Origin of the sequence: Dysgonomonas sp. GY75, from assembly GCF_015234155.1 — a bacterium.
Taxonomy (GTDB): Bacteria; Bacteroidota; Bacteroidia; order Bacteroidales; family Dysgonomonadaceae; genus Dysgonomonas; species Dysgonomonas gadei.
This window is the reverse complement of sequence record NZ_JADCLQ010000038.1, coordinates 80,325-93,157: the sequence shown is the minus strand read 5'-3', so window position 1 is coordinate 93,157 and position 12,833 is coordinate 80,325. Positions and strand designations below refer to the sequence as shown.

Annotated in this window: 11 protein-coding genes; 6 read left to right on the top strand and 5 right to left on the bottom strand. The window is 39.2% G+C overall.

Annotation, left to right across the window (positions count from 1 at the left end; genetic code table 11):
* Positions 1-30: 30 nt before the first annotated feature.
* On the top strand, positions 31-1,278 hold the full coding sequence (locus IR083_RS16310) for a glycoside hydrolase family 5 protein (RefSeq protein ID WP_194225127.1): 1,248 nt from the start codon (positions 31-33) through the stop codon (positions 1,276-1,278).
* A gap of 237 nt (positions 1,279-1,515) precedes the next feature.
* On the opposite strand, the gene IR083_RS16305 is transcribed toward IR083_RS16310, so the two are convergent.
* Both IR083_RS16305 and IR083_RS16300 read right to left on the bottom strand, forming a co-directional pair.
* Positions 1,516-1,875 carry a hypothetical protein gene (locus tag IR083_RS16305; protein WP_006798971.1) on the bottom strand — a complete coding sequence of 120 codons (360 nt, stop codon included), beginning with the start codon at positions 1,873-1,875 and terminating at the stop codon, positions 1,516-1,518.
* 8 nt (positions 1,876-1,883) lie between these two features.
* Entirely contained in the window at positions 1,884-2,186 is a 303-nt protein-coding gene (locus IR083_RS16300) for an FtsB family cell division protein (RefSeq protein ID WP_006798970.1), read from the bottom strand.
* Positions 2,187-2,268: 82 nt separating this feature from the next.
* On the opposite strand from IR083_RS16300, the gene xerD reads away from it, so the two are divergent.
* Both xerD and IR083_RS16290 read left to right on the top strand, forming a co-directional pair.
* Positions 2,269-3,168 (top strand): site-specific tyrosine recombinase XerD, encoded by a 900-nt coding sequence (gene xerD / locus IR083_RS16295; RefSeq protein ID WP_194225126.1) that lies wholly within the window; start codon positions 2,269-2,271, stop codon positions 3,166-3,168.
* A gap of 71 nt (positions 3,169-3,239) precedes the next feature.
* Complete coding sequence (locus IR083_RS16290; protein WP_194225125.1) at positions 3,240-3,785, top strand: DUF3332 domain-containing protein; 546 nt, start codon at positions 3,240-3,242, stop codon at positions 3,783-3,785.
* A gap of 84 nt (positions 3,786-3,869) precedes the next feature.
* Here the strand turns inward: IR083_RS16290 and IR083_RS16285 are convergent, their stop codons facing one another.
* Entirely contained in the window at positions 3,870-5,810 is a 1,941-nt protein-coding gene (locus IR083_RS16285) for a sialate O-acetylesterase (RefSeq protein ID WP_194225124.1), read from the bottom strand.
* A gap of 329 nt (positions 5,811-6,139) precedes the next feature.
* Here IR083_RS16285 and IR083_RS16280 point away from each other — a divergent pair, with 329 nt between their 5' ends.
* The 3 genes from IR083_RS16280 (at position 6,140) to IR083_RS16270 (ending at position 9,325) form a co-directional block, all read left to right on the top strand.
* Positions 6,140-6,634 carry a 3'-5' exonuclease gene (locus IR083_RS16280; RefSeq protein WP_006798966.1) on the top strand — a complete coding sequence of 165 codons (495 nt, stop codon included), beginning with the start codon at positions 6,140-6,142 and terminating at the stop codon, positions 6,632-6,634.
* A gap of 123 nt (positions 6,635-6,757) precedes the next feature.
* Complete coding sequence (locus IR083_RS16275; RefSeq protein ID WP_194225123.1) at positions 6,758-7,513, top strand: NYN domain-containing protein; 756 nt, start codon at positions 6,758-6,760, stop codon at positions 7,511-7,513.
* Positions 7,514-7,999: 486 nt separating this feature from the next.
* Entirely contained in the window at positions 8,000-9,325 is a 1,326-nt protein-coding gene (locus IR083_RS16270; protein WP_194225122.1) for a KamA family radical SAM protein, read from the top strand.
* A 57-nt stretch (positions 9,326-9,382) separates the two neighbouring features.
* Here IR083_RS16270 and IR083_RS16265 read toward each other — a convergent pair whose 3' ends face one another.
* Both IR083_RS16265 and IR083_RS16260 read right to left on the bottom strand, forming a co-directional pair.
* The gene (locus IR083_RS16265) at positions 9,383-10,201 is read right to left on the bottom strand and encodes a DUF3108 domain-containing protein (protein WP_006798963.1); all 819 of its coding nucleotides are present in this window, start codon (positions 10,199-10,201) and stop codon (positions 9,383-9,385) included.
* A 26-nt stretch (positions 10,202-10,227) separates the two neighbouring features.
* The gene (locus IR083_RS16260; RefSeq protein WP_006798962.1) at positions 10,228-12,243 is read right to left on the bottom strand and encodes an Ig-like domain-containing protein; all 2,016 of its coding nucleotides are present in this window, start codon (positions 12,241-12,243) and stop codon (positions 10,228-10,230) included.
* Positions 12,244-12,833: the final 590 nt, after the last annotated feature.

Sequence of the window (12,833 nt, the reverse complement as noted above, 5' to 3'; positions counted from 1 at the left end):
CAAAATATTAAAGCAAAAGACCTTTACTTTATGAAAAGACTAATTTACACACTATTACTGCCACTTATACTGGCAGCTTGTCAACCAAAAGAAGCCACGCCGGACAATGCAGAACGCTTTCTCCGTGTAGAGGGGCCAAACCTGGTAAAGCCAAATGGAGAAAAATTTCTTATACAGGGGATTAATCTGGGTAACTGGCTCAATCCTGAAGGCTATATGTTTTTCTTCGGATCGGAAGCAGCCTCTTACAGGACGATAAACGAGGCTTTCTGCGAAATGGTTGGTCCGGATTTTACAAGCCGCTTCTGGAAAGAGTTTAAAAAGAACTATATCACGGAAGATGATATTAAATATATAAAACAGACAGGAATGAACTCCATAAGGATACCGTTCCATTACAAGCTGTTTACCAACGAGGACTATATGGGACTGGATTCTTCACACGACGGGTTCGAACTTATCGACCAGGTAGTGGAATGGTGCCGTCAGCAAAACCTGTATGTCATACTGGATATGCACGACGCTCCGGGCGGACAGACCGGGGACAATATAGATGACAGTTATGGCTTTCCCTGGCTAATGACCGACGAAGGCAGTAAGGCTCAATTTTGCGATATATGGAAAAACGTGGCTTCACACTATGCAAACGACACGATAATTTTAGGATACGACTTATTGAACGAGCCTATCGCACACTACTTTATGGAAGGTAATGCACACCTGAACGATTCACTGGAGCCTCTTTACAAAAGATGCGTGGAAGCAATCCGTACAGTTGACAAAAACCATATTGTCCTTCTTGGCGGTGCGCAGTGGAACGGCAATTTCAGTATATTCAAAGACTCTAAGTTCGACGACAAGCTGATGTATACCTGTCACCGTTACTGGTGCGATACATTACAGGCTAACATTCAGGACTTTGTACAATTCAGGGATAGTGTGAACTTACCTATATATATGGGTGAAACAGGAGAAAACACACATGAGTGGATAGCCGGATGGACCCGCCTGATGGAGCGCAATAACATAGGATGGCACTACTGGCCATATAAGAAAATGGTACCTAACAGTTGTATGGTAACCATACCTAAACCCGAAAATTGGGATCTTATATCGGAATATACCAAACAAGACAGAGCCACTTTTGAGAAGATACGCAAGGTTAGACCAGATCAGGAATTGGTAAAAAAAGCAATGACAGACTTGCTGGAAAATATGAAGTTTAAAAACTGTACCAAAAATGAAGGATATACCCGTGCAATGGGTATGAAACCATAAAATAAAATGAGGTTCTTCACTTAAAGTGATGGGTTCATGTTAGATGAAGATTGGGAAGGGATTGTCTATAGCGTAGGCAATCCCTTTTCTTATGAATATATTTGGAAAAGCTTTATCTATATATAGCTTTTAGCCGTTAACTATTAGCTTATAGCTCTTTGAAGTGTTAGATTTAGGATTTAAAAATTTAATGTTTAAGGATTCAATAATTAGAATGCGTAAAGGCTGTCACCTTTGTTACTTTTTATTGTCCTCTTGCTCTTTCTTGTGCGCCATCGACATGGCTATGGCAGCATATAATGTAAGAAGAGCGGCGATAAGGAGAGTTACTACCCAGCCATTTATATTCATAAACAGAAGGACAGTAGATGCAATCATAAGCAATACGGCGAATATCTGGATATTGAAAAGCCGTTTTCCGCGAAGGCTCTTGCCGGGATATGGAGTAATGACAGTAGTAGCGGCAAAACCGATTACACCTACAACCATTACATATTTGGCAATAGCAGGATCGAAGTAATAAATGATAGCAGCAAGAAGAATAAGGAGAGCCGATATCTGGAAAATGGAGTTCTTTAGTTTTGGATTTATTTTCATCAGTTGATTTATTCTACAAGGAAAACATCCTCATCGGGTTTCTTCATCAGGTAATTCTCCCTGGCAAACTTCTCAATACGGTCTTTATCCGACTGAAGTTCCTGCAATTTTTGCTTATCTTCGATTGTTTTATTGCGATAATGCTCGATCTGGCTGTTAAGTTCCATGATCTTGGCATCGTAACTAAAACGGGCAAAAATGCTGCTCTCGCTTATAAAGAAGCCAAATATAATGATAACCAGAATTATAAGTAGTTGAACTTTTGTATATCTGGATATAAGATAGTTGAATGCTGATTTCAGAATAGCCATACGTTGAAAAGAGATTAAGTCAATACTGTTTGATTAAACTCACATTGCAAAGATATATATTTGTACTTATATTCAAGTATCGATGGAAACAAAAGATAACATAATAAAGAAATACAGGAACTATTTATTGCTGGAAAAGTCTCTTTCGCCCAATTCGATAGATGCATATATGACCGATCTGGATAAGCTTTCCGGCTTTTTGGAAAATGAAGGGTTGAAAGCGGAAGAGATGAAACTCGACGACTTGCAGCAGTTCATCGCCCAGCTTTACGATTTGGGTATCAATGCCCGGTCGGTAGCCCGCATTATATCGGGTATAAAATCATTCTATAATTTTCTGGTCTTAGATGGCTATATGCAGGCAGATCCCACCGAATTACTGGAAACACCCAAGATCGGATTAAAGCTACCGACTGTGCTTTCACTTGACGAAATAGAAAAGCTGATGTCCGTAATTGATCTTTCCACAAAAGAGGGGCAACGCAACAGGGCTATTCTTGAAGTTCTCTATAGCTGTGGCTTGCGAATATCAGAACTTACGAATCTGAAATTCTCTGATCTGTTTTTCGACGAAGGTTTTATAAAGGTGGAGGGGAAAGGTAGCAAGCAACGACTGGTGCCCATCTCTCATACTGCAATAAATGAAATCGGAAAATATCTGTACTACCGAAGGGAAATGGATATAAAGAAAGGATCTGAAGACATCCTCTTCCTAAGCAAGAGAGGAACAGCCATTTCCCGTATCATGGTGTTCCATTTTATAAAGCAATATGCAGATCAGGCCGGAATAAAAAAGACGATTAGTCCCCATACTTTCCGGCATTCATTTGCCACACATTTGCTCGAAGGGGGAGCTAATATACGGGCTATCCAGTTGATGCTGGGCCATGAGAAAATCACGACAACCGAGATATACACCCACATGGACAGAGAATATCTCCGCCAGGAAATAATAGAACATCATCCTCGCAATAAAAAATGAACCTCCAAGGTTATTAATATATTTTTATTATATCTTTGTTCAGATGTTTAATTAATCACAAGCACAATTTTATGAAAAAGAGATTCTTTTCAGTGGCTGCAATAGCTCTTGCAGGAACACTATTATTCAGCTCATGTATTGGTTCATTCAATCTTTCGAAGAAAGTATTGGCATGGAATCAGACTATAGACAATAAGTTCGTTAACGAGGTTGTATTTGTAGCATTATGGATCGTACCGGTGTATGAGGTTTGTATGATGGCCGATATCCTTGTTATCAACTCTATTGAATTCTGGTCGGGTGAAAATCCTGTTGAAGCGGGGATTGTGAAAAAGGTTCAGGGTGAAAACGGGGTTTATACCGTTGAAACACTGGAAAACGGATACAATATCAAGAACGAAGAAGGACAGGAAATGGAACTTGTTTATGACAAGACTACCAATACCTGGAGTGCAGTCGCTAATGGCGAATCAACCAAGGTTCTTAAATTTGAAGACGAAAAGAATGCCATCGTTTATCTTCCAAATGGAAAGGAACAAAAGGTGGAACTTTCCAACGATGGAGTCCTTGCTTTCCGTCAATCTATTGAAAATGCAGTATTCGTTGCAGCAAAATAAGATCGGACAATTATTCTTAAATTATAGCCGCCCCATACTAAGTTGTAGTTGGGGCGGTTTCTTTATCCTTGATATTCTGATTTTTTAATCTCTTTGTGTAATTCCCTTCAGACAGTCTGTCCTGAACGGAGCTGCCGGCAATCCTTCCGAATTGAACAAGTTCACATCGGGATTATTCGACCAGCTGTAACGAACAGATACAGGCTTGGATATATTATCGGAATAGACAATAACCTTATCTCCTTCAATATAAGCCTTAGCCCACACAAACTTATTATCAGTCCCGGCAATGGCAAATCCCTCTATGTAGCCGTATTTACTTGTAGATTTGAGTCCTTTCCCTATATTGTTGAAGCTAATAATTGCCTTATCGCCATCTACCTCCATCGATTTAAACGTCGGGCCGGAATAGATTATGTCTGTTTTACCATAATCTTTATTCAAAGCGTTTAAGGCCAGTCGAAGTCCTACATCCTGCTTATTACGAGGGTGGATATCATTGGCTTCCCCTATATCTGTAATTACTGCCTCACCTGTTTTTGGTAGAGATAAAGTCATACTTTGGGCTTCCCGTAGTTCAGCCCAGTCACTATCCTGAGGCACATCGTCTTTTGCCATAAAATTGGCCAGTTGCACCCAATAGAATGGAAACTCATAGCCCCATTTTGTTCGCCAGTCTGTAATCATATTCGGGAAGAGCGTACGGTAATTATAAGCCTGTCCTGCATTATTCTCTCCCTGATACCAGATAGCACCCTTAATCGGATACTGAATAATCGGATTTATCATTGCATTATAGAGCAAGGATGAGTACATATTCGGAGAAAATTCTACATAGTTGAAGGCCTTATTACTTACCGCTACCTTATACAACCATTCTCCGGCCAAAGGGTATGATTTTCCACCGGCATCCAGAGTAAGGTCTTCAGGTTTTCCATATAAGCCACCGCCACCGGCATTATCCACAATTTTCACTGTTATGATATTTTGCCCTGCTTTAAGGACATTTGCCGGAACTGCGTACGAACGATTGATATTATATCCGTTTGTCTCTCCGACCTTAATCCCGTTTATCCATGTTACATCATTATCATCGATAGGGCCTAGCCGTATTGTTCCGGATTTTCCTTCAACACTCTCCGGAAGTGTAAGAGCGTATCTGAACCATAAAATACCATCTACGGACCCCAGTTCACCATCCCAAAGTTTCGGCACCTGCATTTTCTTCCACGTGCTTGTATTCAGAGTTGGATTGAACCAAGATTCTGCTACCCCCGGGTCATTGAGCATAGCCTGAGTAAATGCTTTTTTCCCCTCTTCGCTTTCTTTAGCAAATTTGTCAAAATCTGTGATATTAAGAGCCTTGTATCGTTCTTTAAAGATATCGCCCAGCTTACTAAAAGATTCGGGACTAGTCCATGTTTCTATATCTGTACCTCCCCACGATGAATTGATTATTCCAATCGGAACATTCAGTTCCTGATACAATTTGCGGGCAAAGAAGTATGCAACAGCTGAAAAATCGCCTACAGTAGCAGGAGAGCACACCTCCCATGAACCCTTGAGATCTGATTTAGGTTTCATATCCAGATCTTTCACAACATTAAATGACCGGATTTCGGGAAAATCGGCATTACTAATCTCTGATTTCGCATTCATTGAGCTTTTTACCTGCCATTCCATATTCGACTGTCCGGAACAGAGCCAAACCTCTCCGATAAGAATATTTTGAAAGGTGATACTATTATTTTTCCCTTTTACCTGCATGGTGTACGGTCCTCCGTGAGACACTGGTGTTAACAATATAGTCCAATTGCCGTTTTTATCGGCTTTTACCTTTTTTTGCTGATCGAGAAAACTTACTTCCACCGTTTCATTCTTATCAGCCCAGCCCCATACCTTTATGGGCTTATCACGTTGAAGCACCATATTGTCTGAAAATATGCGAGGTAGCTTTACTTCTGCATGCAAAACAGAAAAAGTAATGCTAAAAAAACAAATGAGAAAAGTCAGATTTTTTTTCATAATGTAAATTGATATTAGATAATGTAAAATAAGTATTAAATAATTATTTTACCAAATACATAATAAGCATATTTAAAGTAAATTCTGAAAAATATTTGATATCTGTATATATAAAGAATCAGACAAATTATAAAAGGTAATATTTTCAAAGTTAACAATTAGAACTCCGTTATACTTACTACTTATTCCAAAACTTCAAAGAGTTATCAGCTATATCCTATAGATAAAGATATTCAAGAAAGATAAACCTATTTTATATATAATCACCCTCATAGTAATTTTCCAGTCTGGCATATTCTTTCTAATTTTATTCCTGATAATTAAACAGTATGTTACGGGATTTTGCAGCTATAGATTTTGAAACGGCCAACGAGCAAATGTCGAGTGTTTGCAGTGTGGGTATCGTAATTGTCCGGAACGGAATTATCTGTGACCGCTTCTATAGCCTTATACAACCGGAACCAAATTATTATATTTACGGAAACAGCAATGTACATGGCCTTACATATGAGGATACTATAAATGCTGATGTTTTTTCAAAAGTATGGATGCTGATAGAGCCTTTAATTGGAGAATTGCCTTTAGTGGCGCATAATAAAGGATTTGATGAAACTTGCCTGAAAGCCGTATTTAAAACTTACCGGATGGATTATCCGGATTACAGGTTTTATTGTACACTGGCCGCATCGAGGCGTCAACTTCGCCACCTTTCCAACCATCAATTACATACTGTAGCCGAAGATTGCGGATATATACTTACAAATCATCACAATGCACTTGCCGACGCAGAAGCCTGTGCAGAAATTGCGTTACAGTTATTATAAAACCATGCATTTTGTGCATGATGATTATACCTCGAAATGAAAAGCCTAAAAATGTTTTTCATAAAAAGACAAGCTACATTTTTCAAAAAACCGTATATTTGATAAGAACTAACAATTGAATGTATGGTACCAAAATCAGATATGAAGCTGGCAGTCCTTATAGATGCCGATAATATACCCTACTCTAATATAAAAGGTATGCTCGACGAAATAACCAAATTCGGAATACCAACTATCAAACGCATTTATGGCGATTGGACAAAACCCTCTGTCTCGGGATGGAAACAACCCTTGCTCGAACATGCCATAACCCCGATACAACAATATAGCTACACTACAGGAAAAAATGCAACAGATTCTGCCATGATTATAGATGCAATGGACATATTGCATAGCAACAAAGTAGACGGCTTTTGCCTTGTATCCAGCGACAGTGACTTCACCCGCCTGGCCGTGCGATTGAGGGAATCCGGTATGTTCGTACTCGGATTAGGCGAAAAAAAGACTCCTAACCCTTTTATTGTAGCCTGTGACAAATTCATTTACATAGAGATACTTGAGAATTCGGATAATCAGCAGAACGCGCAATCACCGGGAACATCGACAGAAACCAAGAGTACTAATATTGAACCTGTAAACAAGAAACTTATCCAACTACTCAAAAGCACAATACGTGATGTAGCTGATGATGATGGTTGGGCATATCTCGGCGAGGTCGGTAACCTGATCATCAAGAAGCGTCCCGATTTCGACTCACGTAACTATGGCTTCCCAAAACTAACCCCTTTGATAAAATCGCAGAAAAAGATTTTTGAAATAGACGAACGTGATATAGATAAGAGCCGCACAAAGCTCATTTACGTGAAAGTGAAGGAATAAATATTCCTCCAAATTTTTACTGTTTTAATATTGTTGAGTAAAAATTACTGTTTTTATTCAATGGCTCATCGTTTATTTACTTATAATTTGTAACTGTCCTACAGACGAAGTAACATATGATTATCTTGTTAAAATCTGACATATCTGACGCTTTTGACACAGTTTTCAGAATATTAATTTCCGTTTTCTTAATCTGCTAATTTTGAAATTTTCTTCAACTCTCCCATATATTTCAAAGACCTCTTGTATTAGCATATTTACTCATTGACACATTGATCAATCAACCCATTAATGTAATATAGATAATTGGTTAACGAAAAAATACAGGATAAGGAATCTTAGTCGTAAAAATGGAAAACTGACCAAACTTCTAAATGTTATAATACTATAAAATATGTAACAGAATATTTAGACAGCCCCACTTACGGTAATATTTTCCGTATATTGTAAGAAATCAACAAAATATATCAAATTTTTAACATTAAGATGGATAGAGTATTGAAATCATATACTCTCCACAACTTTCTTTCCATTCCTCAGATAGCATCATTATCAGAGGAAATGGTAAGGGATATCGAAGTTGTAGGAAGAGTATTACCATTTAAAACCAACAACTATGTGGTGGATGAACTGATAGATTGGGATAATCTTGACACCGACCCTATTTTTACATTGAACTTCCCAAGGCGGGGCATGCTCGAGAAGAAGCACTACTCAGCAGTAGAAAGGCTTCTGAACGAGCATTCTGATGGAAAAGAACTAAATGAGAAAATACAGCAAATACGATTATCCCTCAACCCTAATCCGGCAGGACAAGAACACAACGTACCTTATCTGGGAGAAATAAAGCTGAAAGGTATTCAGCACAAATATCCCGAGACTGTTTTATTCTTCCCCAGCCAGGGACAGACGTGCCATGCGTATTGTACCTTCTGTTTCCGGTGGCCGCAGTTTTCAGGAATGAGCGGACTGAAATTTGCAATGAAAGAAGCCGACTTACTATTCAAATACCTGCGCCTACACAAGGAAGTCACCGATGTACTATTTACAGGTGGTGATCCCATGATAATGAATGCGTCCACGCTGGAAGCTTATATAAGACCTCTCCTCGAACCGGAATTCGATCATATCCGTACCATCCGTATCGGCACAAAATCTCTGGCATACTGGCCATACAGATATCTGACCGACAAAGACAGTGATGATATTATCCGCCTGTTCGAATTAGTGAACCGTTCGGGTAAGAGTCTTTCTCTTCAGGCGCATTTCAACCATCCGAGAGAGTTGTCTACCGAAGCCGTTAAGCAAGCCATTGCCCGCATTCGCTCGACAGGATCGCAGATACGCACCCAGTCACCTCTCCTGCGCAATATCAATGACAAGCCCGAACTATGGGCCAGGATGTGGCGCAAACAGGTCGATCTGGGATGTATCCCGTATTATATGTTCATTGCACGCGATACCGGATCGAAGCATTACTTCGAATTGCCACTGGAAAAGTGCTGGCAGATATTCCGTCGCGCTTACAGGCAGGTCAGCGGTCTGTGCCGTACCGTAAGAGGTCCCAGCATGAGCGATCATGCAGGAAAGATACAGGTGCTGGGCGTGCAGGAAATAAAGGGAGAGAAAATATTCGTCCTCCGCTTTATACAAGGCAGAAATCCGAAATGGGTGGATATTCCTTTCTTTGCCGAATACGACCCGAAAGCAACATGGTTCAATCAGTTAAAGCCTGCCTTTGGCGAAGAGAAATTCTTCTTTGAAGAAAAACGGGCTAAACTGGAGGATACTAAGCCATTCTTATTCGAATAGCTACTGCATAAATATATAAGGGCAGCTTCCGGTATAATCCGGGAAGCTGCCTTACTTTTATTTCGTTTGTACAGGGTACCTGTTTCCTTTATAGCTTTTGAGCATCGCCCGTGTAGAGCCAATATTCAATTTAGAGTCCAGCCTTACCGGCATACGGTTATTATCATTGGTAATATACACTTTCATGGCTTCTTTCTTATCGCTGAAAGCATCATCCATAATACTCAATGTAAGTCTTATACAGCTATAATTTTTATTATCGTTTGCCTCTACGGTTTCTATTCCCTCATATTCTATCACCATATTCACCTTCTTCTTTCCCGAAATAAAGTCGACTCTAACTGTCTCTCCTTTTTTCATTCCTGAATAATTGAGAGTACGGGCATAATACACAACACTCATCATATCATACATACAGGAGTTAGACGTTAGTGTCTCGTTAAATTTAAAATCACCGTTTTTATGCCTTATCGTATTTATACTTACTTTATCACCTGTATAGGTATATGTGACCTTTTCCTTTGTATAATCTTTCCCTTCCGCCGCATTCTTAATGTAAGCAAGAGGCACTAAATCTTTTGTCAGATAACACGACAAAGTATCACTCAGGCTGAATATTTTCCTTACAGTACCCGTCGACTGAGCCATCAATGTCATCTTAAGGGCATCGGTATTATTATACCTCTCAGCTACAGTCTTCAGTGTAGATATTCCGGCCTTAGTATGTATCAGGCCATATTTGAAGTATAAGTCATAAGTCATTTCTTCACCTGCCTGAAAGTAAATGTTATTTATTTTACACTTACCTTGCCCCTGAGTCTCTATGCTGACTAAAACCAATAACATCAGCACTATTCCTGTAATTCTTTTTACCATACTTTTATTATTTAAACCGATTGGCATTAGTATCCACTGTTCATGTTCTGTCCACTATTGCTTCTCGCCCCATATTGGGAATTATTGCTTCTGCTCGAATTCGGATCGGTCGAATTTCTCGATCGTTCTCTATTCTGCTGATTTTCTTGTTCTTCTTTTTCTTCGAGTTGTTTCCGTCTCGATTCTTTTTCCTGAGGCTTCTGCTTAGTTATTTCCAAAGGTTTCTGTTTCCCTAATGTGGCAGGGTCTATTACCCAGGCTTCATCGTCATAAACCTCTGAGAATGCCCTTATTTTATATTCCTTCGGAGAATAACAAACCATTTCCGGCTGTAAGCCTTTCTGGAAATCACCTGTATCCCATATTCCGTTATTATTGCTGTCGAGTACAATGCGTACATAATATGACCCCGGGTCAAGGTCTCTAAAGACTGCAATATTATCTATGACTCGTGTTTTACGAATTGGTTTATCCGACTTATCTAAAAGTTCCATAAAAGAAGGAATACTATCTATACCCGCAACCCTGATAGCAAGCTGTCCGTACTGATCTTCGGCCTTGACTTTAAATTTCTGGTCGATCTTATTATTCCATAGTCCGTATATACTGTATATAGAAGCCGAGTCTATTTGTATACGGTATTCATTATTATATCCCCATTTATTCCGGATAGTATATTTTCTCGGATTTACACTATCGGCTTCCAGTTGGAACGGAATATCATGATATACAGTATCCCTCAACTGCTGCAATTTTATTTTGTTGGATAAAGTGTCTGTAATAGGCTCCTCAAACAACAACGAAATACTTTTGTATGTATCCCATGTAGAAGAAAGGTTATTCACTATGTTCAGGAAAGTGATCTCAGGCTCGTCGCTTTCTCCTTCCTTTTTCTTTTTTTCTTTCTTCTTATCGTCTTTTACCGGTTTTCGGGTTCTGTCCATAAAGGTCAGGGTATCGGTTACCGGGAGGGATTGATTCAGCGTATCTGTCTTCAGGTAAGTAAGCCGGATAGACAATGTATCTATTGCCATCACCTCTTTATCCTTGATCCAGTATGTAATAGTATCGTTTTTAGGCGTCCTCTCCATTATGAACCAGTCTTTATTTCCATCAAAGTTCAACGGCTCCACCTGAGGCATCTCCGTAGGTGCTCCGAAGAAGAGGGAGAGTTTATTTTGAGTACGCTCATGTTTTTGCAGGAACTGCCGCTGAAAGCCGGATTTGAACGTACGTAATACTATATTGTCCGGCAAAAAGCGAGTATATTGTACTGCCACAACGGTATCTATCACTTTCTTTTCCTTGTCCACATAAGTGGTATCGAAGCGCGAAGCCCTTTCGGATGCCGGCTCTATGATGGTTTCCATAAAAGCAATGGCTTCTGACGGATTATCATATATATAGTCGCGGTTAGAATCATCCAGCGCATACAACTTATATTTGCCGGGAGCAACACCACGAATGGTAAAGTCACCGGATTCATTTGTACGGGAAATGCGTTCAAACTTAGTTTTGGTAAAAGCAGTATCATTCAGGTTAGAATGAAGACCGACATAAATACCCTTTACAGGCTCCAGATTATCTGCCGTCAATACTTTGCCCGATACGGCCATAGAGTCGACCACATCGCCTGTAGAGAAAGAGAAGGAAAAATTCTCTATCGGATTCTTCTCATTGTTATCTACAATAGAATTTGTAAAGTCAATTGTATATGTTGTATTCGGCAATAAAGTGTCCCTAAGCTCCACATTTACTTTTCTGTTTACCGTATTAATAACGGGAAAAGCCTTCTGGGGCGGGGTAATGATTACATTTTCCGAAGGTCTTTCTATGGTAACATTCTCATCAAACTCAATGACTATCTTCCCTTTTTTCACTTGAGTTGCATTAAATCCGGGATTACTACTTACCACCTTAGGGCCTTCCAGATCGTAAGCGCCTCCCGTTGGGGATGCCATATTGGCACAAGCTACTGCAATCAGGGAAATTGCAACTAAAATAAGCGAAAATAAGATATGCCTTTTCAAAAAATGTAACATCTGTTTTTCCAAGTTTTACGCAAAAATACAACGTTTTATACATAAATATGTCTCTAAGGACATAAAATAGCTTAAATCAATCTCCAATCAGAGGCCCCTGACCACGGAAAGCGGAAAAATACATGTGATCTATGCAACCCTCTAAAAGGTAACAAAAGTAACATATATTTCAGCTTTTAGCTGATAGCTATTAGCCGTTAGCTTGGCTATCGCACAAATAACTTTACCATAAATAGAAATACTGTTCTTAAAACTTACTACTTGTTAAAAAGTAACACAGGTAACACATATATCAGCGAACAGTTATCAGTGAACAGTACTCTCGCGCAAGGACGCTAAGTCGCAAAGTTCAATTTACAGCCCATTGTAATATTTTCATTTATTAACTATATTTTGTTAAAATCTGACACATCTGACAACTTTTCTTCTATTTTTTACTTGTGTTTTTTATATTCGTTAACAGTGTATGGTTAAAAAGTAACAAAGGTAACACTGAAAACAATTAATAATTAAGAATGAAAAATTAATAATTAGCTTGTCAGACAGAGTGAAGCATCTCTTTCATAAAAAAGTGACGAACTTAACAGGTT